23 protein-coding genes and 1 tRNA gene are annotated in these 24,555 nt (G+C 72.6%); 17 read left to right on the forward strand and 7 right to left on the reverse strand.

Annotated elements, in window-relative coordinates; genetic code table 11:
- A complete protein-coding gene (locus tag KLO01_RS09865) occupies positions 1-1,518 on the reverse strand; it encodes a multicopper oxidase family protein (RefSeq protein WP_246136138.1) in 1,518 nt (505 codons plus the stop codon).
- On the reverse strand, positions 1,505-1,990 hold the full coding sequence (locus tag KLO01_RS09870) for a DUF6220 domain-containing protein (RefSeq protein WP_147064592.1): 486 nt from the start codon (positions 1,988-1,990) through the stop codon (positions 1,505-1,507). The genes KLO01_RS09865 and KLO01_RS09870 overlap by 14 nt, the downstream gene beginning before the upstream one ends.
- 212 nt (positions 1,991-2,202) lie before the next feature.
- Here KLO01_RS09870 and KLO01_RS09875 point away from each other — a divergent pair, with 212 nt between their 5' ends.
- The 10 genes from KLO01_RS09875 to pepN are packed head-to-tail and all read left to right on the forward strand — an operon-like array spanning position 2,203 to position 13,553.
- On the forward strand, positions 2,203-3,159 hold the full coding sequence (locus tag KLO01_RS09875; RefSeq protein ID WP_147064594.1) for a complex I subunit 1/NuoH family protein: 957 nt from the start codon (positions 2,203-2,205) through the stop codon (positions 3,157-3,159).
- Complete coding sequence (locus tag KLO01_RS09880; protein ID WP_147064596.1) at positions 3,156-3,716, forward strand: 4Fe-4S binding protein; 561 nt, start codon at positions 3,156-3,158, stop codon at positions 3,714-3,716. The genes KLO01_RS09875 and KLO01_RS09880 overlap by 4 nt, the downstream gene beginning before the upstream one ends.
- Positions 3,713-4,240: an NADH-quinone oxidoreductase subunit J family protein gene (locus KLO01_RS09885; protein WP_147064598.1), complete on the forward strand. Its 528-nt coding sequence runs from the start codon at positions 3,713-3,715 to the stop codon at positions 4,238-4,240. The genes KLO01_RS09880 and KLO01_RS09885 overlap by 4 nt, the downstream gene beginning before the upstream one ends.
- Positions 4,237-4,632, forward strand: coding sequence for an NADH-quinone oxidoreductase subunit NuoK (gene nuoK, locus KLO01_RS09890; RefSeq protein WP_246136139.1), 396 nt, complete (start codon positions 4,237-4,239; stop codon positions 4,630-4,632). The genes KLO01_RS09885 and nuoK overlap by 4 nt, the downstream gene beginning before the upstream one ends.
- Positions 4,629-6,491 (forward strand): NADH-quinone oxidoreductase subunit 5 family protein, encoded by a 1,863-nt coding sequence (locus KLO01_RS09895; RefSeq protein WP_147064599.1) that lies wholly within the window; start codon positions 4,629-4,631, stop codon positions 6,489-6,491. The genes nuoK and KLO01_RS09895 overlap by 4 nt, the downstream gene beginning before the upstream one ends.
- On the forward strand, positions 6,482-7,993 hold the full coding sequence (locus KLO01_RS09900) for a complex I subunit 4 family protein (RefSeq protein WP_147064601.1): 1,512 nt from the start codon (positions 6,482-6,484) through the stop codon (positions 7,991-7,993). The genes KLO01_RS09895 and KLO01_RS09900 overlap by 10 nt, the downstream gene beginning before the upstream one ends.
- On the forward strand, positions 7,990-9,441 hold the full coding sequence (locus KLO01_RS09905; protein ID WP_147064603.1) for a proton-conducting transporter transmembrane domain-containing protein: 1,452 nt from the start codon (positions 7,990-7,992) through the stop codon (positions 9,439-9,441). Before KLO01_RS09900 ends, KLO01_RS09905 begins: the two co-directional genes overlap by 4 nt.
- A gap of 46 nt (positions 9,442-9,487) precedes the next feature.
- Positions 9,488-10,375 (forward strand): zinc metalloprotease HtpX, encoded by an 888-nt coding sequence (gene htpX / locus KLO01_RS09910; protein WP_147064605.1) that lies wholly within the window; start codon positions 9,488-9,490, stop codon positions 10,373-10,375.
- A gap of 49 nt (positions 10,376-10,424) precedes the next feature.
- A complete protein-coding gene (locus KLO01_RS09915) occupies positions 10,425-11,033 on the forward strand; it encodes an NADPH-dependent FMN reductase (protein WP_246136140.1) in 609 nt (202 codons plus the stop codon).
- 57 nt (positions 11,034-11,090) lie between these two features.
- Complete coding sequence (pepN, locus tag KLO01_RS09920; protein ID WP_147064607.1) at positions 11,091-13,553, forward strand: aminopeptidase N; 2,463 nt, start codon at positions 11,091-11,093, stop codon at positions 13,551-13,553.
- Between the two features lie 53 nt (positions 13,554-13,606).
- Here pepN and KLO01_RS09925 read toward each other — a convergent pair whose 3' ends face one another.
- Together KLO01_RS09925 and KLO01_RS09930 are read right to left on the reverse strand one after the other, a co-directional pair.
- Positions 13,607-14,497, reverse strand: a complete 891-nt coding sequence (locus KLO01_RS09925; protein WP_147064610.1) for an SGNH/GDSL hydrolase family protein — start codon at positions 14,495-14,497, stop codon at positions 13,607-13,609.
- A 202-nt stretch (positions 14,498-14,699) separates the two neighbouring features.
- A complete protein-coding gene (locus tag KLO01_RS09930; RefSeq protein ID WP_147064612.1) occupies positions 14,700-15,194 on the reverse strand; it encodes a YajQ family cyclic di-GMP-binding protein in 495 nt (164 codons plus the stop codon).
- A gap of 86 nt (positions 15,195-15,280) precedes the next feature.
- On the opposite strand from KLO01_RS09930, the gene KLO01_RS09935 reads away from it, so the two are divergent.
- Positions 15,281-15,364 (forward strand) — tRNA-Tyr (locus tag KLO01_RS09935).
- 52 nt (positions 15,365-15,416) lie between these two features.
- Here KLO01_RS09935 and KLO01_RS09940 read toward each other — a convergent pair.
- Complete coding sequence (locus KLO01_RS09940) at positions 15,417-17,366, reverse strand: glycoside hydrolase family 15 protein (protein WP_246136141.1); 1,950 nt, start codon at positions 17,364-17,366, stop codon at positions 15,417-15,419.
- Positions 17,367-17,458: 92 nt separating this feature from the next.
- Between KLO01_RS09940 and KLO01_RS09945 the strand changes: the two genes are divergently transcribed.
- Positions 17,459-18,208: a ZIP family metal transporter gene (locus tag KLO01_RS09945; RefSeq protein ID WP_147064613.1), complete on the forward strand. Its 750-nt coding sequence runs from the start codon at positions 17,459-17,461 to the stop codon at positions 18,206-18,208.
- 9 nt (positions 18,209-18,217) lie between these two features.
- Here KLO01_RS09945 and KLO01_RS09950 read toward each other — a convergent pair whose 3' ends face one another.
- Positions 18,218-19,351: a zinc-binding dehydrogenase gene (locus tag KLO01_RS09950; protein WP_147064615.1), complete on the reverse strand. Its 1,134-nt coding sequence runs from the start codon at positions 19,349-19,351 to the stop codon at positions 18,218-18,220.
- 102 nt (positions 19,352-19,453) lie between these two features.
- Here KLO01_RS09950 and KLO01_RS09955 point away from each other — a divergent pair, with 102 nt between their 5' ends.
- Genes KLO01_RS09955 through KLO01_RS09970 form a run of 4 tightly spaced genes read left to right on the forward strand, consistent with a single transcriptional unit; the run spans position 19,454 to position 23,201 of the window.
- A complete protein-coding gene (locus KLO01_RS09955) occupies positions 19,454-20,044 on the forward strand; it encodes a nucleotidyltransferase family protein (protein ID WP_147064617.1) in 591 nt (196 codons plus the stop codon).
- 26 nt (positions 20,045-20,070) lie between these two features.
- On the forward strand, positions 20,071-20,961 hold the full coding sequence (locus KLO01_RS09960) for an AAA family ATPase (RefSeq protein ID WP_147064619.1): 891 nt from the start codon (positions 20,071-20,073) through the stop codon (positions 20,959-20,961).
- Positions 20,930-22,093, forward strand: a complete 1,164-nt coding sequence (locus tag KLO01_RS09965) for a vWA domain-containing protein (protein ID WP_246136142.1) — start codon at positions 20,930-20,932, stop codon at positions 22,091-22,093. Before KLO01_RS09960 ends, KLO01_RS09965 begins: the two co-directional genes overlap by 32 nt.
- Positions 22,086-23,201 (forward strand): XdhC family protein, encoded by a 1,116-nt coding sequence (locus KLO01_RS09970; protein ID WP_147064621.1) that lies wholly within the window; start codon positions 22,086-22,088, stop codon positions 23,199-23,201. The genes KLO01_RS09965 and KLO01_RS09970 overlap by 8 nt, the downstream gene beginning before the upstream one ends.
- 74 nt (positions 23,202-23,275) lie before the next feature.
- On the opposite strand, the gene KLO01_RS09975 is transcribed toward KLO01_RS09970, so the two are convergent.
- Positions 23,276-23,473 carry a hypothetical protein gene (locus KLO01_RS09975; RefSeq protein WP_147064622.1) on the reverse strand — a complete coding sequence of 66 codons (198 nt, stop codon included), beginning with the start codon at positions 23,471-23,473 and terminating at the stop codon, positions 23,276-23,278.
- Between the two features lie 90 nt (positions 23,474-23,563).
- On the opposite strand from KLO01_RS09975, the gene KLO01_RS09980 reads away from it, so the two are divergent.
- Entirely contained in the window at positions 23,564-24,520 is a 957-nt protein-coding gene (locus tag KLO01_RS09980) for a helix-turn-helix domain-containing protein (protein ID WP_186827995.1), read from the forward strand.
- Positions 24,521-24,555 lie beyond the last annotated feature (35 nt).

A 24,555-nucleotide genomic window follows, 5' to 3' on the forward strand; every position in this document is an offset into this window, starting at 1 on the left:
TCACTCGGGCTCGTTGGGGGTCGTGCCGCCGAGCCGGTAGGGCGTCGTCACCCCCTCGTACACGAGGTGGGCGAGCAGCCCCTCGCGGGCGTGGGGGAGGTTGTGGCAGTGGTCCATCCAGATGCCGGGGTTGTCGGCGACGAACGCGACCTCGTAGCGCACGCCGACCGGGACCTCGAGCGAGTCGGTCCACCACGGGCTGCCCGTGGCCTTCACACCGTTGCGTGAGAGCACGACGACGTGGTGCCCGTGCAGGTGCATCGGGTGGGTCTCGTTGCTGCGGTTGAGGATCTCCATCCGCACGACGTCGCCCTCGGTGACGGTGAACATCGGGATGTTCGGGTAGAGCTTGCCGTTGACCGACCACCACACGCCCGGGCGACCCTTGACGAAGCCGGGCCGCCGACCGATCGAGTACGCGAACGTCCGGTCGGGCCGGTCCGGGTCGAACTCCAGCGGCGTCGGCGAGCCGTAGGTCAGCAGGTCGACCGAGGCCTTGGGTCGAGGGGTCGGGGGCGTCGTCGACCCGGCCGGCCCCACGACGAGCGAGGCGCCGCTCAGCTCGACGCGGACGGCGCTCGTCGCCGGCACCTCGACGAGGAGGTCGGCCCGCCCGCCCGCGGGGACGACGTAGGCGCGGCCCTCGACCTCGCCCGGCGCGTTGACGTCGGTACCGTCGACCGCGACGACCCGGTATGCCGCACCGCTCACCCAGAGCGGCGCGACGCCGGCGTCGGTGTTGACGACGCGGACGCGCACCCGGGTGCCGGGCGCGGCGTCGACGTGCTGCTCGCCGACGCGGCCGTTGATGGTGCGCCTGCCGCCGTAGGTGTGGGAGAGGGCGACGACGTCGGTGGGGGCCGGCGACGCGCCCGCGCTCTTCGGTGTGATGACGACGGCCCCGAGCAGGCCCTTGCGCACCTGCTCGTGCGAGACCTGGTGCGAGTGGTACCAGTACGTGCCGGCCTGCGCGGCGACGAACCGGTAGGTGCGCGACTGCCCCGGGTGCACCGCGTCCTGCGTGACCCCGGCGACGCCGTCCTCGGCATTGGGCACGTCGAGCCCGTGCCAGTGCAGCGTCGTGCCACCGGGCACCGACTCGTTGACGAGCGTCACCTCGACGAGGTCGTCCTGGGTCGCGCGGATCACGGGCCCCGGGGAGGTGCCGTTGAGGGTGATGCCGGGGACGGTGGTGCCGGGCGCGATCGTGATCCGGCCGGTCGCGGCGACGAGCCGGACGGTGACGTCCGCGGGTCCCTTCTCCTTCTCGACGAGGTCCTTGACCGACACCGTGTCGACGTCGGCGCCGGGCAGTCCGTGCCCGCTCCCGTGACCACCGGCGGCGGCCACGATCCCCGGCTCGTGGACCCCCAGGTCCATGACCGACCACGAGTCGGGCATCCGGCTGGCGTTCCACATCCAGAGCAGGGGGAGCGTGACGACGAGCGTCGCGACAAGGGCCAGCAGGAGTGCCAGCCGGCCCTTGTCGCGAGGTGGGGCGTCGTCAGGCGATGACACGTTCCCTCGGGACGTCGGACGTCGTCGCGTCGCCACCGACGAGACGGCGCGACCGCCAGAACGTCCACACGGCCGACGTGAAGAGGAGCAGAGCGTTGATCCCGTGCAGCGCCCCGAGGACCGGGAAGCTGTGGCCCATGAGGCCCAGGGTCACCTGGAGCAGGACGAGACCGAGGACGATGGCTCCCCACTTGACGCCACCGGGGACCTTCGCGAAGAACGACGACACGAGGAGGAGGAGGGCGAGGAGCGGGATGACGAACATCCCGTTCATGCCGTGGAGGACGAAGGCGATGAACTCCGAGAAGGGGGCGTCGCCGCTGTCGAACGCGGCCTCCATCCCTGCCTTGTCGATGACGCCACCGTCCTCGATGTACTTCCCCATCCCGGCGTCGCCGTAGACGATGAATGACGCTTGGAGCATGACTTCGACGGCGATCAGGCCGGCGAGCACGCGGTAGACGTTCCGCATGTTGGAGCCTTTCTGACAGGGCCCGGCCGAGACGACGTCACTGCCGCGCCGCGAGAACTGCGTGTAGTGGTGCCCGTGCGATGTGGTGAGGCTCCGGCTCAACCACCGATCCATGGTCCCGCCGAGGCCCCCGACTGTCCGCTCATCAGCCAAAAATGGCCCTTCCGGGCGGCGCCCACCATGGGGTGCCGGTCCCAACTAGGCTGCCTCCGATGAGCGTGCTCGAGGTCGTGGTGAGGTCGGTGGCCGTCCTGGCCGCCTTCCTCGTGTTCCCCCTCCTCGTCGGCCAGGCCGAGCACAAGCTCATGGCGCACATGCAGGGCCGGCTCGGACCGATGTATGCCGGTGGCTTCCACGGCTGGGCCCAGCTCGTCGCCGACGGGGTGAAGTTCGTCCAGAAGGAGGACATCACCCCGCGCGCGGCCGACCGCACGGTCTTCCGGATCGCACCCTTCGTCGCGCTCGTGCCCTACCTGCTGGCGCTCGGTGTCCTCCCGCTCCAGTCGGGGGTGGCCGGGGTCGACGTCCCCGCCAGCGCCGTCCTCGTCCTCGCGGCGACGAGCGTCGGCGCCCTCGGCACGCTCATGGCCGGGTGGGCGAGCGCCAACAAGTACGCCCTCCTCGGTGCGCTCCGCTCCGCCGCCCAGCTCGTGTCCTACGAGCTGCCGCTGGTCCTCGCCGTCGCGTCCGCGTGCCTGGCCGCCGGCACCCTGAGCCTGTCCGGCGTCGTCGCGGCGTGGAGCCCGTGGTGGCTGCTCTGGCAGCTCCCCGGGATGCTCGTCTTCCTCGTCGCCGCGCTCGCCGAGCTGCAGCGCCCGCCGTTCGACATGCCGATCGCGGACGCCGAGCTCGTCATGGGCCCGTGGACCGAGTACACCGGGCTGCGGTTCGCCTTCTTCCTCCTCGCCGAGTACGCCGGGATCGTCGTCTTCTCGGTCCTCTTCGCCGTGCTCTGGCTCGGCGGCTGGCGCGGCCCGTTCGACGAGCACCTCGGCTGGCTGTGGACCCTGCTCAAGGGGTTCGTCGTCGCCGTCCTCGTCATCTGGTTCCGCGTCGCCTGGCCGCGCATGCGCGAGGACCAGCTCCAGCGTCTGGCGTGGCTCTTCCTCCTTCCCCTGGCCCTGATCCAGCTGGCCCTCACCGGAATTGGCGTGGTGATGACGCAATGAACGACGAGACCAAGCGCAACGGACCGACGAACAAGGGACTGCTGCCCGGCATACTCAAAGGTCTGGCGACGACCGCGAAGACGGCCACGCGCACGACGCACACGCACGAGTACCCCGACGTCGCGCCCGACCTGCCACCGCGCAGCCGCGGCGTCATCGCGCTGCTCGAGGAGAACTGCACGAGCTGCATGCTCTGCGCCCGCGAGTGCCCGGACTGGTGCATCTACATCGACTCGCACAAGGAGACGGTCCCTGCGACGACCGAGGGTGGGCGCGACCGGCAGCGCAACGTCCTCGACAACTTCTCGATCGACTTCTCGCTCTGCATGTACTGCGGGATCTGCATCGAGGTGTGCCCGTTCGACGCGCTCTTCTGGAGCCCGCAGTTCGAGTACGCCGAGACCGACATCCGCGACCTGCTCCACGACAAGGAGCGGCTCGGCGGCTGGATGGAGACCGTGCCGCCGCCGCCCGCGCTCGACGAGCGCGCGGCCGAGCCGGCCGAGGTTGCCGCCGCGAACAAACCTGCCCGTATGCCGCGGGGTCGCGCCACATGACCTCTCTCGACCTCGCGTTCGCGGCCTGCGGACTGCTCGCCGTCGTGGCGGGTCTGCTGGCGGTGACGACCCGGCAGGTAGTGCACGCCGCCCTGTGGCTCGTCGTCGCGCTGCTCGGGGTCGCGGGGTGCCTGCTCGTGCTCGGTCACGAGCTCGTGGCGCTGGTGCTCGTCCTCGTCTATGTCGGCGCGATCGTCGTCCTCGTCCTCTTCGCGCTCATGCTGACCCGCGCGCCCATCGGCCCGGATCTCGCGCACGCGGTGCCGTGGTGGCGCCGGGTGCTCGCGGGGCTGGCCGGTGCCGCGACGACCGGGCTGCTGCTCGCGGCGCTGCTGCCGCTCGCCGGCGAGGCGGTGGAGCGCCGCGAGGTCGCGAACGCCGCGGTCGCCACCGAGCTCTTCGGCACGTGGGTGTGGCCCTTCGAGGCGCTGTCGGTGCTGCTGCTCGCCGCCCTCGTCGCCGCCCTCGCCGTCTCGCGTGGCGCCGGTGTCGACACCTCGAGGGGCGGGGGTGGTGCCGCGTGATCCACCTCGCCGGTCCCTATGTCGTCGCCGCCCTGCTCGTCGGGCTCGGCGTCATGGGTGTGCTCGTGCGTCGCAACGCCGTGCTGCTGCTCATCGGCGTCGAGCTCATCCTCTCGGGCTCGCTCGTGCTGCTCGTCGCGTCGGGTGCCACGTCGGCGTCGCGGTGGGAGGCGTCGAGCATCCTGCCGCTCTTCGTCATCACCATCGCCGCGGCCGAGGTCGTCGTGGCGCTCGCGGTCATCCTCACGGCGTTCCGGCTGCGTGGCTCGATCGACCTCGACGAGCCCTTGGACGAGCGACTGATTGCCCCACCGCGAGGCCCTCGCTCCGCTCCCGCCTCGCGATGGGGCAATCAGTCGGGGGTCGGGGCGAGTGGGGGTGAGGGGGCATGAACGGCGCCCTGTGGGTCGCCCACCTTCTCGTCGGGATCCCCGTCCTCGCCTCGGTCCTCACGCTCGCGCTGCGTCGCACACCGGCGCTCGCCGCCCTCGTCGCGACCGGCGCCGGGCTGGTGTCGGTCGTCGTGTCCTTCGTGGGGATGGCCGTCGCACCGACCCGTGGCGTGAACCTCCTCCAGCTCCGTGAGCCGCTGCGCGTGGGTTCGATCGAGATGCCGTTCGAGCTCGGGTCGGGTCCGTCGACGGTCGCCGTCGCCGCCGTCGTCGCGGTCGTCGCCGCAGCAGTCCTCGTCTTCACCCGCTGGTACCTCGCCGACGACGACCGCCTGGCCCAGTTCGCCGCCACGGTCCTGCTCTTCACCGCCGCGATGATGCTCGTCGTCCACGCCCGCGACCTCGTCCTCACCCTCGTCGGGTGGGAGGTCATGGGGTGGTGCTCCTACCTCCTCATCGGCCACTGGTCGCGCAAGGAGTCCGCACGCCGCGCCGCGCACAAGGCGTTCCTCGTGACGCGGGTGGCCGACATCGCCTTCGTGCTCGGCATCGTCATCCTCGCCGCCGGTGCCGGCTCGACCGGTCTCGACGCCGTCGTCGCCCACTGGTCCGAAGGGGGCGTCGAGCCGTGGGTGCGCAGCCTCGCCCTCGCGTTCGTGGTCATCGGCGTCCTCGGCAAGTCGGCGCAGTTCCCGTTCCAGGACTGGCTCCCCGACGCCATGGAGGGCCCGACGCCTGCCTCGGCACTCATCCACGCGGCGACGATGGTCGCCGCTGGCACGGTCGTCCTCGCCCAGCTCTTCGAGGTGCTCGTCGTCGCCGACGGCGCGCGGTGGCTGCTCGGGCTCGCGACCGCCGTGACGATGGTCGGCGCCGCCGTCCTCGCCCTCGGGCAGTCCGACCTCAAGCGCCTCCTCGCGTGGTCGACCGTGAGCCAGGTCGCGATCATGCTGTCCGCGCTCGCGACGACGACGAAGGAGCTCGGCCCCGACCCGGCGCTGTTCCACCTCTGGTCGCACGCAGTCTTCAAGTCGCTGCTCTTCCTCACGATCGGGTGGCTCTCCGTCGTCGCCGGCTCGACGCTCGCGGTCGCCCTGCGCGGCAGCGCCAACGTCCACCAGCTCGCCCGGGTGGCGTGGCTCTTCGGGCTGCTCGCCCTCGCCGGCGCACCCTTCGTCGTCGGTGGGCTCTCCAAGGAGCACGTCATCACCACGGCCTACGAGGGCGCGATCGGCGCCGGCGGACCCGGCGTCATCGTCCTTGCGGCGCTGCTCGTCACGGTCGTCCTCACCGCCGCCTACGCGACCCGCGCCCACCTCGTCGTCGCTGCCGCGCTGCCCGACGGCGAGTCCCTCGACGACGAAGCCCGTATGCCGTCCGCCCCCGTCATCGTCGCCCTGGCCGTCCTCACCGTGGTCACCGTCGTCGGTGGGTTGGTGCTGCTCACGGGACTGTTCGACATCCACGGCGTCTCCCCATGGTGGATGCTGCTCACCGTCGTGCTCATCCTCATCGGGGGCGGCACCGTCTGGTCGGCGCGCAGCCGGACGACCGACGGCGACCCGCGCGACGCCTTCGTCCGCACCCCGCGCCAGCGCGCCCTGGCCGACGGTGGCCTCGGGTTCGACACGGCATACCGACGGGTCGTCGTGACACCGGTGCTGGGACTGGCCCGTGTCGTCGCGTTCCTCGACCGCGAGGTCGTCGACGGCTACGTCCGTGGAGCGGCGGCGTCGGCCGGCATCGCCGGCTGGCTCACCGAGCGCGGTCACCGTCGTGAGGCCGCCTCGGGCGGCGTCGCGCTCGTCGCCCTCGGGCTCCTCGTCGCGGCCGGGACGGCGGTGCTCGCGTGGCGCTGATCCTCATGTTGCTCGTGCCCGGCGCCGTCGGGCTGTGGCTCGTCACCGGTGGCCGGGCGCTCGCGCCGTCGACCGCGCGGCTCGTCGCCCTCGTCGCTGCCTCCGTGGGCGGCGCAGCGGCCGTCGCAGCGACCGTGATGCGCCCCGTCGTCGACCGTGCGTGGATCCCCGACCTCGGGGTGCGGTGGCACTTCGAGGTCGACGGGGTGAGCGCCCCGCTCGTCGTCCTCACCGCCGTCATCGGCGTCCTCGTCGTCGCCCACGCGTTCGTCGAGCAGCCGTGGGCCGACGCGCCCGGCAGCGGCAGTGCCGCGACCTATCTCGGTGCTCTGCTGCTCGTCGTGGCGGGTGCGCTCGCGGCCTTCTCGGCCCGCGACGCCGTGCTCTTCTTCCTCGCGTTCGAGGTCGTCCTCGTGCCGATGTGGGTGCTCATCAGCCGCTACGGCGACCGCCACGGCGCCGCGGCCCGTGCGGACGCGTCGGCGCGGTTCATCCTCTACACCGCCGTCGGCTCGACGCTCATGCTCGTCGGGATCCTGCTCCTCGTGACGCGGGCCGGGACGGCCGACCTCGGCGAGCTGCCGTCGGCGGCGGCCGGGCTGGGCCTCGGCGAGCAGACGACGATCGCGCTGCTCCTCACCCTCGGCCTCGCCGTCAAGGTCCCCGTTTTCCCGCTGCACACCTGGCTGCCCGCCGCGCACACGACCGCGCCCACCGCGGGCTCGGTGCTGCTCGCCGCCGTCCTCCTCAAGCTCGGCACCTACGGCCTCGTCCGGCTCCCCATCGCCAACGTGCCCGACGGGTTCGCCCGCATCGCGCCGGTGCTCGCCATCGCGGGGGTCGTCGGCATCCTGTGGGGAGGCCTCATCTGCCTCGTCGAGCGCGACCTCAAGCGGCTCATCGCCTTCTCGTCGGTGGCGCACATGGGCTTCGTCGTCCTCGCCCTCGCCTCGGGCACCGAGACCGGGCTCCAGGCGGCGCTCATCGGCAACATCGCGCACGGCGTCATCTCGGCCCTGCTCTTCGTCATCGTCGGCGGCCTCAAGCACCGCTGGGGATCGGTCGACCTCGCCGTCGTCCGCCCCGCCCTGCGCGAGGTGTCGCCCCGGCTCGGGTTCGCGCTCATCCTCGGGCTGGCCGCCGGCCTGGGCCTGCCCGGCCTCGCCGGGTTCTGGGGCGAGTTCCTCGCCCTCCTCGCCGCGTGGAATCCGGCCCACCACACCGGGATCCTGCGCACCTGCGCCGTCATCGCCGCCGTGGGCGCGGCGCTGGCTGCGGCCTACTCGCTGCGCGTCGCTCGGGTCGTCTGGGTGGGTGACGCCGTGCCGGACGACGTCGCCGGCGACCCGGACGCCGCTCCCTCGACCCCGGACGCGCGCTCCGTCGAGCTCGCCGTCATGGGTGTGCTCGGCACCGCGGTCGTCGCCATCGGCGTCGCGCCCTTCCTCGTGCTGTCGGTGACGGCCGACGCGGTCACCGCCCTCGTCGGAGGCGGCCGATGACGCTCCAGATGCAGTGGAGCCTGCTCCTGCCCGTCCTCCTCCCGGTCGCCGCGATGGTCCTCGTCCTCGTCGTCGACGCGGTCGCGCCGCGTGCCCGCCTCGCCGCACCCGTCATCGGGGCGTTCGGCCTCGTCGGGGGAGCGGTCACGGCCCTGCCCGGGCTCGTCGCCACCGGCCCACGCCTCACGCTCTGCACCCCGGCGCCTGACGGTCGCTGCCTCTGGGACGGCGGCCCGCTCGCGAGCACCCTCCAGGTGGCGGCGCTGCTCGCGACCCTCGCCGTGCTCGCCCTCATGTCGATCCGGCGGGCGGGCGTCATCGAGGTCGTCCTGCTCCTCGCCTCGGCGAGCGGCGCCGCCGCGGTCGTCGCCTCGCGCGACCTCGGCACCTGGCTCATCACCCTCGAGCTGGCCACGCTGCCCGTCATCGCGCTCGTCGCCTGGCGCGACCGGCGCGCCGCCGCCCACGGAGCCCTCACGCTGCTCACGACGTCGCTCGTGTCGTTCGGGCTGCTCGTCCTCGGCACGGCGCTCTGGGTCACGGCGACCGGAGACCCCACCCTCACCGGTCAGTCGCTGGCCGCTGCGTGGGAGGCCCCCGAGACCCGCACCCTCGCCGGGCTCGCGACGGTCGTGCTCCTCGCCGGGCTCGCGTTCAAGCTCTCGGCGGTGCCGTTCCACGCCTGGACGCCCACGACGCTGACGTCCGGCCCGCTGCCGGTGTCGGCGCTGCTCGCCTCGGCCTCCAAGCTCGCCGCCGTCGGCGCCCTCGTCGTCGTCCTCGCGCCCTACGACGCCGTCGTGGGCGGGCGCCCCGGTCCGCACGTCGTCGTCTCCGCCCTCGTCGTCCTCACCGTCGCCTCGATGCTCGTCGGCACCGTCATGGCGCTGCGCCAGAGCGAGGTCGTCCGCCTCCTCGCGTGGTCCACCGTCGCCCAGGCCGGCTGGATCCTCCTGCCCCTGACGGCGCTCACGGTCGCCGGCCGTCAGGCTGCCGCGGCCTACGCCCTCGTGTATGCCGTGGCCAGCCTCGTCGCGTTCGCTGCGGTCCGCGCCGTCCACGGATGGCGCGTCGAGGACGGCCGGGAGCTCACGGCATACCGCGGTCTGCTCCGACGCGACCCGGTCGCGGGAGGGACGCTGGCCCTGGCGCTGCTCGTCCTCGCCGGGCTGCCGCCGGGGGTCATCGGGCTCGTCGCCAAGGTCGTCGCGCTGCGCCCGGCCGTCGCAGCGGGGCTGTGGCCCGTCGCGCTCGTGGCGGTGGTCGCCGCGGTCCTCGGGATCGCGGTCTACGTGCGCTGGTTCGCGGTGCTGTTCGGTGAGCCCGAGGCTGGTGCACCGGCCCGCCCGCGGTCGCGCCGGGCGAGCCTCGCGGTCGCCGTCGTCGGTGCCGCGGTCCTCGTCGTGACGAGCGTGCTCCCGCAGCTGCTCGTCGGGCTGGTCTCATGATGGTTGTCGCGGAACGTTTCTGCCGAGGTCGAGCGTTGGAGGAGACATGCACAACCATTTCAACGGCCTGAAGACCGCCGGTCTCTTCGGGCTCATCTTCGGTCTGCTGCTCGCCCTCGGCTGGGCTGCGGCGATCTACTTCAACAGCAGCGTCTTCATCCTCGTCTTCGCCCTCATCGGTGTGGCGGTGACGTTCTACTCGTACTGGAACAGCGACAAGCTCGCCATCAAGGCGATGCACGCGTTCCCGGTGAGCGAGACCGAGGCGCCGGCGATGTACCGGATCGTCCGCGAGCTCTCGACCAAGGCCGGCCAGCCGATGCCGCGCCTCTACATCTCGCCGACCGAGGCGCCCAACGCGTTCGCGACCGGTCGCAACCCGCAGAACGCCGCCGTCTGCTGCACCCAGGGGATCCTCCAGCTGCTCGACGAGCGCGAGCTGCGCGGCGTCCTCGGCCATGAGCTCATGCACGTCTACAACCGCGACATCCTCACCGGCTCCGTCGCCGCGGCCATCGCCGGCGTCATCAGCACCGTCGGCCAGATGCTCTCGTTCAGCGCGATGTTCGGCGGCAACCGCGACAACGACAACCCCGGTGGCGCGATCGCCGGCCTCGCCATGGCGTTCATCGCCCCGATCGCCGCGATGTTCATCCAGCTCGCCATCTCGCGCACCCGTGAGTACGACGCCGACGAGGACGGCGCCACCCTCACCGGCGACCCGCTGGCCCTCGCGTCGGCGCTGGCCAAGCTCGAGGCCGGGGTGTCCCGGGCGCCGCTCGCGCCCAACAAGGACCTCGTCAACGCGAGCCACATGATGATCGCCAACCCGTTCCGCGCACAGGACATCTCCCGCCTCATGGCGACGCACCCGCCGATGGCCGACCGCATCGCCCGCCTCCAGGGCATGGCGACGGGCTACCGCCCGAACTGACCCGCCCTCCCGCTGGCGACGGCCCGGGTCCGGTGACACGCTGGAAGGCGTGACCCGGACCCGGGCCGCCGTACGTTCCCAGGAGGTCGGCGTGACGCACAAGGTCGGATATCTCATCGGAAGCCTGTCCAAGGACTCGATCAACCGGGTCCTCAGCCAGTGCCTCATCGCCGTCGCACCCGACGACCTCGAGTTCACCGAGATCCCCATCGGTGACCTCCCGCTCTACAACCGGGACCTCGACGACGCCTACCCGGCGGAGGCCACGGCGCTCAAGGACGCGATCGCCGCCTCGGACGCCCTGCTGTTCATCACGCCGGAGTACAACCGCTCCATCCCCGGCGCGCTCAAGAACGCCATCGACTGGGCCTCGCGACCGTGGGGGCAGAACTCGTTCGACCACGTCCCCGCGGGCGTCATCGGCGCCTCGGTCGGGGCCATCGGCACGGCGCTCGGGCAGCAGTCGCTGCGTGGGTGCCTGAGCTTCTGCAATGCCCGCCAGATGACGGCGCCGGAGGCCTACATCCAGTTCGACCCCGAGGTCTACCTCGCCAGCGGCGAGGTGACCGACGCGGACTCGAAGGCGTTCCTCACGGCCTACATGGCCGAGTTCCGCGACCACGTCGAGCGCGTGCTCACGGTCCTCCCGCGCGGCTGACCCCGGCTCGGCCGCGACCCCTGACGGACGGCCCCGGCCGTGTGACACCATCGCGGCGTGCCATCTCTGACTCGCGACGAAGCCCGGCAGCGGGCGCAGCTCATCTCCGTCCAGCGCATGGAGGTCGACCTCGACCTCGACCGCGGCACGGAGCACTTCGGGTCCAGCACCCGGATCACGTTCTCCTGCAGCGCTCCTGGCAGCGCGACGTTCCTCGACCTGCGCGCGGTGAGCGTCGAGACCATCGAGCTCAACGGCATACCGGTCGACCCGGCCGCGGTCGTCGACGGGCGGCTGCCGCTCGCGGACCTCGGGGCCGACAACGTCGTCGAGGTCCGGTCGACGATGGCCTACTCGCGCGACGGCCAGGGGCTGCACCGCAGCACCGACCCGGCCGACGGCGAGGACTACGTCTACGGCCACCTCTTCCTCGACGCGGCCCCCACGGTCTTCGCGTGCTTCGACCAGCCGGACCTCAAGGCGTCGTATGCCGTGTCCGTCCGCGCGCCCCAGGAGTGGGTCGTCCTCGGCAACGGCCGCGCGACGCGGACCGCGCCGGGCCAGTGGGACCTCAGCGAGACGCTGCCGCTCGCGACGTACTTCGTCACCGTCTGCGCCGGGCCCTACGTCTCGGTCCACGACGAGCACGACGGCATCCCGCTCGGCATCCACGCCCGCCGCAGCCTCCAGCGCGAGCTCGAGGCGCACGGGCCGCAGATGTTCGAGGTGACGAAGCAGTCGTTCGACCACTACCACCGCACCTTCGACGTCCGGTACCCGTTCGGCGACTACGACCAGGTCTTCGTGCCCGAGTTCAACGCCGGGGCGATGGAGAACCCCGGCTGCGTGACCTTCCGCGACCAGATGCTCTTCCGCGGTGCTGCCACGCGCCAGGAGGTCATGCAGCGGAGCAACACCATCGCGCACGAGATGGCGCACATGTGGTTCGGCGACCTCGTGACGATGCGCTGGTGGGACGACCTCTGGCTCAACGAGTCGTTCGCCGAGTTCATGGCCTACACCGCCACCTCGCGGGCGACCGAGTTCACCGACAGCTGGGTCGAGTTCGGCATCTCGCGCAAGCAGTGGGGCTACGCCGCCGAGCGGGCGCCCTCGACCCACCCGGTCGCCGGCTCGCCCGCACCGGACGCCCAGAGTGCCCTCGCGAACTTCGACGGCATCTCCTACGCCAAGGGCGCCTCCGTCCTGCGCCAGCTCGTCGCCCACATCGGCGAGGAGGCGTTCAACGCCGGTGTCACCGCCTACCTCCGCTCGCACGAGCACTCCAACGGCGAGCTCTCCGAGTTCCTCGCGACGATGGAGGAGGCGCACGGCTCCTCGCTCGCCGACTGGAGCGCGGCGTGGCTCGAGACCGCCGGTGTCGACGTCCTCGCCCTCGACCGCGACGGCACGCTGACCCGCACCACCCCGCAGGCCCACCCCGCCGACCGCTCGCACGCGCTCGACGTCGCCGGCTTCGACGACGGCGCCGAGGTCTTCCGCACCCGGCTCACCCTCGACACCGCGTCCGCCACCGTCGACGGGGTGCAGCGCGAGGCTGCCCTCCTCGTGCCCAACGCCGGCGACCTGACCTGGGCCCAGGTCGACCTCGACGCCGAGTCGCTCGCCGCCCTGCCGAGGGAGCTGCCCCGGCTCGACGACTCGATCGCCCGCTCGGTGCTGTGGGGCGCCGTTCTCACCGGTGTCTACCGCGCGAGCGTCGACCCTGCGGTCGCCCTTGACGTCTTCACCGCTGCCTGGCCGCACGAGAGCGACGACGCCCTCATGTCGCGGGTGGCGCTCGCCTTCACCGACCGGCTCGTGCCGCAGTTCCTGCCACCGGAGGGTGTCGCAGGGGCCAGGGCACGTCTCGCCAACGCCGCCCTCACGACGTTCGAGGTCGCCGAGCCCGGCTCGGACCGTGCCCTCGTCGCGGCCCGCGTCCTCGCCGCCACGACGACGGACGAGGCGCGGCTCGAGGCCTGGGTCTCCGGCCGGTCGCTGCCGACCGAGCTCGAGCACGACTCCGACTTCCGCTGGATCGTGCTCCAGACCATGGCCCGTCTCGGCCTCGCCGACGAGCACCGCATTGCCGCGGTCGAGGCCGACGACACGACCCTTTCGGGACGCCTCGCCGGACTGGCCGCGCGAGCGGCGCGACCTGGCACGCGCGAGAAGGCATGGGCCTGGTCCGAGATCTCCGGCAACCGCGAACGCTCCAACTACGAGCTCAACGCCCTCGCGACCGGGTTCTGGTCCAGCGGCTCCCTCGAGGACCTGCGCCCGTATGCCGCGCGCTACGTCGCGGACATCCCTCGCCTCGCGGAGTGGCTCGGGGCCGACGCGCTCGACCGGGTGGCGACGCTGGCCTTCCCCTCGCGCATCGTCGAGACCGAGACGGTGGCTCTCGTGCGGGCCGCGATGGAGCGTCCGGACGTCACGTCCGGCGTGCGCCGCTCGATGGGCGACGAGCTGAGCAAGCTCGAGGAGGCGCTGGCCTCACGCTCCCGCTGGAGCTGAGACCGGCGCCCCCTCGCCCCCTCCCGGGGTCGCCTGGTCGGAGGTGGCTCCGATCAGAGGGCGACCCTGGCCGAGATCTGGTCGGCGTAGGCCCGCTCGCCCGCAGCGTTCGGGTGGACCGGGACGTAGTTGAGCGACCCGGCGAGCGGCTCGACCCAGCGCACCCACGGCAGCTGGCACGCGTCGCGACCGGCGGACGGCGCCCACATGTCGACGAAGGTCGCACCGTTGTCGGCGGCCGCCTGCTTGAGCGCGGCGTTGAGGGTCTGCTCGATGCCGTTGACGTAGGGCACGTCACCGGTCGCGATCGGCATCTTCGCGAAGCAGCCGGTGGTGGGCGGGAGGATCTGCGGGTAGCCCGGGACGACGATCCGCGCCTGGGGTGCGCGCGCCTTCGCGGCGGCGATGGCGGCACGGACGGCGGGATAGGTCTTGGTGCGGATCGTGTCGGCGTAGGACGAGCCGTAGGTGTCCTTGCAGGGGCTGCCCTGGCCCGCGGTGCCGAGCCCGGCCGTCGCGCACTGCCGGATGATGCTCGTGAAGACGCTGGAGTCGTTGCCGCCGATCCCGATGGTGACGAGGCGGGCCGCGGGGGTGACGGCGTCGAGCTGCGGGGTGACGCCGGTGAACTGGGACGTCGTGAAGTCGCTGGTGTCGGCGCCGCCGCAGGTGACGTCGGTGAGCGCGCGGCCGCTGCGCTGGGCGAGGAGCTTGGGGTAGTTGAGCGCCGACTGGGTGCACTGCGGGTTCGCCGTGGGGCTCAGCGGGAGGACGCCGGAGCCGGCGGAGAAGCTGTCACCGAGGGCGACGTAGGGGCCGGCGGGGACACGGGGACCGGTGGTTGCTCCCGTGGCGGCCAGGGCCGGGCTCGCGAGCCCGAGGGCGAGGGTCGCGCCGGCGGCGCTGGTGAGGGCGGCGAGGGCGAGGGCGGGGCGGCGGCGCATGTGAACTCCGTTGTTCGGCGGCGTTGGTTACCTCCACGTAACCAGAAATCGCGCCGCCGTGACGCGCCAGGGTGGCGCCGATCACGTCCCGGCCCCACGGCATACGCACGCACGTCCGGAGGCAAACGCGAGGGTCCGGAGGGGAACGTTCCCTCCGGACCCTCAAGCTCCCCGCACGGGGAGCACAAGCTGAGGCGCTCGCTCAGCGGTAGTTCGTGTACTGCAGCGCCACGTCGAGGTCGGCGCCGCTGAGCATCCGCTGCACGGCCTGCAGGTCGTCGCGCGACTTGCTCGACACGCGCAGCTCGTCACCCTGGATCTGCGACTTCACGCCCTTGGGGCCCTCGTCGCGGATGAGCTTGTTGATCTTCTTGGCGTTCTCGGTCGAAATGCCCTGCTTGAGCGGCACGTCAAGCTTGTACTCCTTGCCCGACAGGCGCGGCCCACCCTCGGGCATGTCGAGGTGCTTGAGCGAGACCTTGCGCTTGACGAGCCAGGTCTGGACGACGTCGAGGACGGCGAGGCAGCGCTCCTCGGAGTTGGCCTGCATGGAGATCGACTCACCGGACAGCTCGACCTTGGCGCCGACGTTCTTGAAGTCGTAGCGGTTCGCGACCTCCTTGGCCGCAGCGTTGACCGCGTTGGCGATCTCCTGCTTGTCGTAGTTGCTCACGATGTCCATGGAGCTGTCCGCCACGGGTCCTCCTCGTTCGGGTGCCCCGGGGGCGTGCGGGGGCACGGTTTCGTTGTTGCGTGGTTGGCTTGCTATCCTTCCACGCGCACGGCGGGTTGCCCGAGCGGCCAATGGGAGTGGACTGTAAATCCATCGCGAAAGCTTCGAAGGTTCGAATCCTTCACCCGCCACCAGTGCTTGGAAGGCCCCTGACCGGTATGCCGGTCGGGGGCCTTCGTCATCCCCTCACCGTGCGCTCTGCGTGGGGGAGCCGGTGGCGGAGTGTGCGGGGCCGCGGTCCAGCGTGAGGGCGGTGTTGATGAGGCCCACGTGGCTGAACGCCTGTGGGGTGTTGCCGAGGTGGCGCCGGGCCACCGGGTCCCACTCCTCGCTGAGCAGGCCGACGTCGTTGCGGACCTCGAGCAGGCGCTCGAACAGCTCGCGGGCCTCGTCCGTGCGGCCGGTCAGGGCGAGCGCGTCGGCGAGCCAGAAGCTGCACGCGAGGAACGCGCCCTCGTCCCCGGGGAGGCCGTCGACCGTGCCGTGCTCCCCGGTCGGGTCCGCGTCGGTGCGGTAGCGCAGCACGAACCCGTCTTGGCAGAGCTCTCGGCGCACGGCGTCGACGGTGCCGACCACCCTGGGGTCCTCGGGTGGGAGGAACCCGACGCGGGGGATGAGCAGGAGTGCGGCGTCGAGACCGCGGGATCCGTAGTACTGGGTGAACGTGTTCCGCTCCGCGTCGAAGCCGCGCTCGCAGACCTCGTCGTGGATGGCGTCGCGGGTGGCCCGCCACCGGTCCAGCGGGGCGCTCAGCCCGGAGCGTTCGGCGGTACTGATCATCCGGTCGAGCCCGACCCAGGCCATGACCTTGGAGTGCACGAAGTGCTGGCGTGGGCCGCGCACCTCCCACAGCGAGCTGTCCTTCTCGCGCCATACGCTCTCGAGGTGGTCGGTGAGCAGGCACTGCAGGGTCCAGGCGTCGTCGTCACCGGCGAGGCCGGCCTCGCGTGCGCTGTGCAGTCCGTCGAGGAGCTCGCCGTAGACGTCGAGCTGGAACTGTCCGGCCGCCTCGTTGCCCACGCGCACGGGCCGCGACCCCTCGTAACCCGGGAGCCACTCCAGCTCGGTCTCCGCGAGACGGCGACGGCCGGTGAGCGAGTACATGATCTGCAGGTCCTTGGGGTCGCCCGCGACCGCCCGCAGCAGCCAGTCGCGCCACGCCTTCGCCTCGTCGGTGTAGCCACCGCCGGTGAGGGCCTGGAGCGTGAACGCGGCGTCGCGCAGCCAGCAGTAGCGGTAGTCCCAGTTGCGGGGGCCGCCGACCTGCTCGGGCAGCGACGTGGTGGCGGCCGCGGCGATGCCACCGCTCGGTGCGTAGGTGAGGGACTTGAGGACCAGCAGGGAGCGACGCACCGCCGCGCCGTAGCGGCCGTCGTAGGTGCAGTGCCCGACCCACTCGCTCCAGTAGCGGTCGGTGTCCGCGAGGGCCCGCTCGGGGTCGTAGCGGCGCGGCTCCGGCTCGTACGACGGCGCCCAGGTGAGCACGAAGGGGATCCGGTCGCCGGCGCCGACCGAGATCTCGGCCCGGCTGCGCAGGTTCTCGCCGCGCAGCGCCACCGGGGTGTCGAGCCACAGGGAGTCCGGGCCGGCCACCGCGACCCAGCGTCCACCCGAGTGGCGCACCCACGGCACGACCCGTCCGTAGTCGAAGCGAACGACGAGCTCGACGCCCATCTCGACCCGGCCGCTCACGCCCTCGACGATCCGCACGATGTCGGGCTGGGTCTGGCGCACCGGCATGAAGTCGATGACCCGGACCGTGCCCTCGTCGGTCTCCCACAACGTCTCGAGGACCATCGTGTCGTCGCGGTAGGCCCGGTGGGTGCAGACGCCGCCCGCGAGCGGGGCGATCCGCCAGCGTCCGGCCTCGGGCCCGCCGAGCAGGGCGGCGAACGACGCGGAGGAGTCGAAGCGGGGCAGGCACAGCCAGTCCATCGACCCGTCGCGGCCGATGAGCGCGGCAGTCTGGAGGTCCGACACCACGGCGTAGTCCTCGATCCGGGACGGTGGTGCACCGGGCCAGAGGTCGGTGGGCTCGTCCGCGCCGCTCTCCGCCTCGCGCGTCCCGCGGGCCTCGCGCCCCTTGCGCGTCTCGCGCATCTCGACCTCTCGCTCGTCGCCGTCCGGTCCCTGCAACCTACCCAGCGCACACCCGGGGTGAGGCCCAACGACGTCGACGGCCACGATCCGGGGTAGAACTGCTGTCGACCCGTGAGAGGACGTGGCACATGCCCGTGTGGGCTCAGGCTGGACTGTGGGGGCTGCTCGCGGGCGGTGCGCTCGTCGTCGGCGCCGCCGTGGCGTGGTTCGTGCGCGTCCCGCAGCGGGTCGTCGCGACGATCATGGCGTTCGGCGCCGGCGTCCTCATCTCGGCGCTCTCGTTCGACCTCGTCGACGAGGCCCAGCGGACCGGCGGGCTCGTGCCGACCGCCCTGGGCTTCCTCGGGGGCGCGGTCATCTATGTCGCCGCCAACGTCCTCCTCTCCAAGCGCGGGGCCCGGCACCGCAAGCGCTCGCACGAGATCCAGGGCTCCGAGGACGAGACGCCCGGCAGCGGCGCGGCGATCGCCATCGGCGCCCTGCTCGACGGCATCCCGGAGTCGATCGTCCTCGGGCTGACCCTGCTCACCGGCGAGGGTGTGGGCATCGCGGTGTTCATCGCGATCTTCCTGTCGAACCTGCCCGAGGGTCTCTCGAGCGCTGCCGGCATGAAGGCCTCGCACCGCAGCGCGCGCTACGTCTTCGGCGTCTGGGGCGCCATCGCCGTGGCCAGCGGTCTGGCGGGGCTCCTCGGCGTCCTGCTGCTCGAGGGCGCGTCCCCCGAGACCGTCGCCGCCATCACGGCGCTCGCGGCCGGTGCGATCCTCGCGATGGTCGCCGACACGATGATCCCCGAGGCCTTCGAGAAGACCCACCTGTATGCCGGTCTCGCCGCGACGGTCGGCTTCCTCACCGCGTTCGTCATCGGCCACGCCTAGGCGCCACCGTCAGGGCGTGAGGATCTGCCGGACCTCGGTCCCCGCGTGCAGCCGGTCCAGCGCCGCGTTGACGTCGTCGAGGGGCACCGAGCGTGAGGTGACGAGGGCATCGGCAGGCAGGACCCCGGCGGCATACAGGGCGAACAGGCGCGGCAGGTCGCGGCGCGGGACCGACGAGCCCATGTAGGAGCCGAGGATCGACTTCTCCTCGCCGACGAGCGACGCGATGGGGACCGAGATCTGGTGCCGCGGGTGGGGGAGCCCCGCGACGACGATGCGTCCGCCGCTGCGCGTCGCGGCGTATGCCGTCGCGAGCGCGCCCGGGTGCCCGGCCGCCTCGATCGCGACGGTCACGCCACCCCGGGTCAGCTCGCGAAGGTGCTCGACGGCGTCGTCGCCGGCGAGGACGCCGTGCGTCGCGCCGACCGCCGTGGCGGCGTCGAGCTTGGCCGGCACGGTGTCGACGGCGATGACGGGGTGGGCCCCGGCGAGGGCGGCCGCCATGACGGCGGAGATCCCGACGCCACCGAGCCCGATGACGGCGACGGCCTCGCCCGGGCGCACGACCGCGGTGTTGAGGACCGCGCCGGCCCCGGTGAGGACGGCGCACCCGAAGACCGCCGCCACGTCGAGCGGCACCTCGTCGGGGACGGGCACGAGCGAGCGCGGGGAGACGACGGTGAGCTCCGTGAACGCCGAGACGCCGAGGTGGTGGTGGAGCTCGGCGCCGGACGCGTCGCGGAACGGGCGTCGGCCGGTGACGAGCCGTGCCTCGCGGTTGGCGGCCTGGGCGTCGGCGCACCGCACCGGGTGGCCACCGGCGCAGTCGGCGCAGTGGCCGCAGGAGGGTACGTAGGAGCAGACGACCCGGTCGCCGGGCGCGACGTCGGTGACGCCGGCACCGACCTCCTCGACGACACCGGCCGCCTCGTGCCCGAGCACCATCGGCAGCGGGCGGGGACGGTCGCCGTTGACGACCGACAGGTCGGAGTGGCACAGGCCCGCGGCGGTGATCCGCACGAGCACCTCGCCGGGACCGGGCGGCTGGAGCGTGACCTCCTCGACGCTGAGCGGGGCCGACCGGGCGAACGGCTGGTCGTCGGTGGACCGGCGCAGCACGGCCGCCCTCGTCGTGATCGTCATCGCTGCCTTCCGCCGGTACGGGCTGGGTCGGACCCCATTGTCCCCACAGAACCTTCTGCAGAACCCCTTCGCACCGTCCGCGCCGGATGGCACAGTGTGCGGATGGCTGACGGAGGGGTCGCCGGGCTCGTGCTCGCGGCAGGCGCGGGACGGCGCATGGGGGGACCCAAGGCGCTGCTGCGCCTCACGCCGTCGGGCCCGTCGCTCGTCGAGACCGCGGTGACCCGCCTGCACGACGCAGGGGTGGGCGACGTCCACGTCGTCGTCGGCTCGGCGGCCGAACAGGTGACCCAGCGGGTCGAGCGGGCCGGCGGCATCGTCGTCGCGGCGACCGACTGGGCCGAAGGCATGGGCGCCTCGCTGCGCCGGGGTCTCGAGGCACTGACCGACACCGGTGCGGACGCTGCGCTGCTCATGCTCGTGGACCTGCCCGACGTGGTCGCCGAGGTCCACGCCCGGCTCCTCGAGGCGGCCGACGACGAGGGTGAGCTCACGGCGGCACTGGTGCGGGCGGCATACGACGGTCTGCCCGGACACCCCGTCCTCCTCGGCCGCGCGCACTGGGCCGCGGTGCGCGAGAGCGCGGTCGGCGACTCGGGCGCTCGCGACTACTTCAGGGCCCAGCGGCCGAGGCTCGTCGAGTGCTCGGACCTCGCGACCGGGCGGGACATCGACAGGCCCGCTGACGTCTGATCGGGCGGCGTGTGACGATGCTCCGTATGGATCTCGCCCCTGCCACTGCTGCGGACCTGCGCACGGCGCTCGAGGGCACCGGCTACCTCGTCGACGACGAGCTCGCGACGATCGCGTGGCTCGCGACCCGGCTGTCGCGTCCGCTGCTCCTCGAGGGTGAGCCCGGCACCGGCAAGACCGCGCTCGCCGAGGCGCTCGCGCTCGCGGCCGGCGTCCCGCTCATCCGGCTCCAGTGCCATGAGGGGATCGACGCGAGCCAGGCGCTCTACGACTGGGACTTCCCGCGCCAGATCCTCCACCTGCGCGCGGTCGAGGCGGTGGACGCGGGTGAGGGCAGGGGCTCGCTCGACGAGGTCGAAGCCGGGCTGTTCGAGGAGCGCTTCCTCGTCGCGCGACCGATCCTGCGGGCGCTTCGTGAGGCGCCGGCGGTCCTGCTCGTCGACGAGATCGACCGGGCTGACGACGAGTTCGAGGCGTTCCTGCTCGAGGTCCTGTCGACGTGGCAGGTGAGCATCCCCGAGCTCGGGACGGTGCGCGCGACCGTGCCCCCGCTCGTCGTCCTCACGTCCAACCGCACCCGCGAGGTGCACGACGCGCTCAAGCGGCGCTGTCTCTACCACTGGCTCGAGCACCCCTCTCTCGAGCGGGAGCTCGCCATCGTGCGCTCCCGGGCGCCCGAGGTGTCCGAGGCGCTGGCCGAGCAGGTCGTGCGCGCCGTGCACGCCGTCCGCGAGGACCCCGAGCTGCTCAAGCCGCCCGGTGTCGCCGAGACCCTCGACTGGGCGCGCGCCCTGCACGAGCTGGGGGTGCGCGACCTCGACACCGCCTCAGCGGCAGCGTCGCTCGGTGTGGCCGTGAAGTACCGCGAGGACTCCGAGCGGGTGCGTGCCTCGCTCGACCGGATCCTCGGCCGGTGAGGTCGTGACACCCTCTCGGCCCGTCGTTCGGCCCGCCGACGAGGTCCTCCTCGGCTTCGCTCGTGCCCTGCGGGCTGCCGGTGTGGCCGTGACCGCAGACCGCGAGCGCACCTGGCTGCTCGCCGCCGCCACCGTCGGTCTCGAGGACCAGGCGGGCGTGTATGCCGCGGGGCGGGCCACGCTCTGCGGCTCGCCTGCCGACCTCGAGAGGTACGACCTCGTGTATGCCGTGTGGTTCGGTGCCCAACGTCCCGCGGCTGCACGCCGGGCGCCGTCTCGCCCCCCGACGACGATGGCCGACCTGCGTGACGGCCGCGACGGTGACGGCTCTGACGAGGGTGAGGAGCTCGACGCGGACGACGTGCGGGCTCGGGCCAGTGCCACGGAGGTGTTGCGGCACAGGGACATCGCCTCGATGTCGGCCCGTGAGCGAGCCGCCCTGGCGCGGATGTTCGCGACCCTGCGCCCGCGCCCGCCGCGACGCCGCACCCACCGCACGTCCCCGTCGAGGCGGGGCCGGGTCGACGCCCGCGCGACGCTGCGCGAGATGGTCCGACGGCACGGCGAGCCCGGGCCGGTCCGGCGGCGCCGTCGTGCCGAGCGGCCGCGCCGGGTCGTCGTCCTGCTCGACGTCTCCGGCTCGATGAGTGCCTACGCCGACGCGTTGCTCCGCCTCGCGCACGCGTGGTGCCGGACGCCCGGTCCCGTCGAGGTCTTCACCCTCGGCACGCGGCTCACCCACGTCACGGCGGCGCTGCACCAGCGCGACCCCGACCGCGCCCTCGTCGCCGCCGGGCTCACGATCCCCGACTGGTCGGGTGGCACGCGTCTCGCCGACGGACTCAAGGCGTTCCTCGACCGCTGGGGGAGGCGTGGCATGGCCCGCGGTGCCGTCGTGGTCCTCGTGAGCGACGGGTGGGAGCGGGGCGACCCCGAGGGCCTCGCCGAGCAGATGCGCCGCCTGCACGCGCTGGCCCACCACGTCGTCTGGGCGAACCCGCACCGCGGGCACGACGCCTACGAGCCGGTGCAGCAGGGCATCGTCGCGGCCCTGCCGTACGTTGACTCCTTCGTCGCGGGTCACTCGATGGCCGCGTTCGCCGAGCTGCTGGAGGTCGTCGCCGATGCGTGAGGTGCTGCGCGAGCTGCGCGACTGGTGGGAGGCGGGTGAGCCCGTGGCGCTGGCGACGGTCGTCGACACGTTCAGCTCGTCACCGCGCCCGCCCGGTGCCGCGATGCTCGTCGGGCCCGACGCCACCGTCGTCGGCTCGGTGTCCGGAGGGTGCGTCGAGGGTGCCGTCTACGAGGTCGGGCAGTCCGTCCTGGCCTCTGCCACAGCAGAGCTCGCGCACTACGGCATCGCCGACAGCACGGCATACAGCGTGGGTCTGTCGTGCGGCGGAGAGCTCGACGTCTTCGTCGAGCGGGTCGACCGTGAGAGCTTCTCCGAGCTGGGCGGTGTCGCCGACGACATCGACGCCGGGCGCCCTGTCGCCGTCGCCACCGTCGTCGCACACCCGGACCCGACATGGGTGGGGCGCCGGCTCGTCGTCAGGCCGGACTCGGTGGTGGGCGAGCTCGGCAGCGACCGCGCCCACGACGCCGTCACCGACGACGCCCGCGGACTGCTCGACCACGGCACGACCGAGACCCTGACCTACGGACCCGACGGCGAGCGACGCGGTGAGGGGATGCGGGTCTTCGTCGCGTCGTACGCACCGAAGCCGCGAATGATCGTCTTCGGCGCCATCGACTTCGCGGCGGCGGTCGCCGAGATGGGTGCCTTCCTCGGGTATGCCGTGACCGTGTGCGACGCGCGCCCGGTCTTCGCGACGGCGGCGCGGCTGCCGGCGGCGGACGAGGTGGTCGTTGCCTGGCCGCACGCCTACCTGCGTGACGAGGCGGCTGCGGGGCGGGTCGACGGGCGCACGGTGCTGTGCGTGCTCACCCACGACCCCAAGTTCGACGTGCCCCTGCTCGAGGTGGCGCTCCGGCTGCCTGCCGTCGCCTACATCGGGGCGATGGGCTCGCGCCGCACCCACGACGACCGGATGCGGCACCTGCGCGAGGCGGGGCTCACCGAGACCGAGCTGTCGCGGCTGTCGTCACCGATCGGGCTCGACCTCGGCGGGCGCACCCCGCAGGAGACGGCGGTGTCGATCGCCGCCGAGATCGTCGCGCTCCGGTGGGGCGGGGCGGGCGACCGGCTCACCGAGCGACAGGGCCCGATCCACACCTGATCACCCTCGACTTCTTGCCCCGTTGGGACAGGCTCGCTGGCGCTCGCTGTCCCGACGGGGCAAGAAGTCGAATGTCAGGCGGCGCGGTCGTAGGCGTCGAGGTCGTGCAGGACGCGACGGCTGTCGGCGTCGTGGTCGACGTGGTGGCGGAAGTCGTCGGACCACGGGGCGACCCGCTGGCGACGGTTGTTGCGCTCGAGTGCCCAGACGAAGAGGGCGGTGAGGACGAGCGCGGGGACGAGGGGGACGAGGTTCTCGATGAAGGTGCTCATGGCACAAGTTTGATGCCCGACCACATCCTGCCACGAGTGGCAGACCTGCCCCTCTTGCACAAGATGCTGCCACGCTGTCATGCTGCAGGGATGGCCCTCCGCTCCGTCGCCGTCGTGCTCCAGGATCCCGTCGCGATGTTCGAGTTCGGTGTCCTGTCCGAGGTGTTCGGCATCGACCGCACCGACGACGGCGTGCCGCCCTTCGACTTCCGGGTGTGCGCGGAGCGTCCGGGGGAGCCGATGCACGCGGACGGCCAGACGATGCTCGTCGCGCCGTTCGGGCTGGAGGCCGCGGCCGACGCCGACCTCGTCGCCATCCCGGCGAGCAGCTCGGCGGACCACCCGTCCGAGGCCGTGATGCAGGTCGTGCGTGACGCCGTCGAGCGCGGCGCCTATGTCCTGTCGGTCTGCTCGGGGGCCTTCACGCTCGCGGCGGCCGGTGTCCTCGACGGGCGCGAGTGCACGACGCACTGGCGGCACAGCGACGAGCTCGCCTCGGCGTACCCGCTCGCGCACGTCAACCCCGACGTCCTCTATGCCCACGACGGCACCGTCATCACGAGTGCCGGCACCGCCGCCGGGATGGACGCCTGCCTGCACCTCGTGCGCAGCGAGCACGGGGGAGCGGTCGCCAACCGGATCGCGCGCCGCATGGTCGTCTCGCCGCACCGCGACGGCGGGCAGCGCCAGTTCATCGACCGGCCCGTGCCCGTCACCGAGTGCGAGAGCATCGGGCCGGTGCTGCAGTGGCTGCTCGAGCACCTCGACGAGCCGCACACCGTCTCGGCCCTGGCCCGTCGCGCGTCGATGTCGTCACGGACCTTCGCCCGGCGGTTCGTCTCCGAGACCGGGACGACGCCGCACCAGTGGGTCACCGACCAGCGGGTCCTGCGGGCGCGCGAGCTGCTCGAGGAGACCGACCTGTCGATCGAGCAGATCGCCGGCGACGTCGGGTTCGGGTCGGCCGCGCTGCTGCGGCACCACTTCTCGCAGTGCACAGGTCTCACGCCGACGGTGTTCCGGACGCGTCACCGCTCGCCCGCCTGACCCGCTCCACCTGTCGCGCCCGACCGATCTTCACG

The organism is Knoellia locipacati (assembly GCF_007992835.1).
Classification (GTDB): Bacteria; Actinomycetota; Actinomycetes; order Actinomycetales; family Dermatophilaceae; genus Knoellia; species Knoellia locipacati.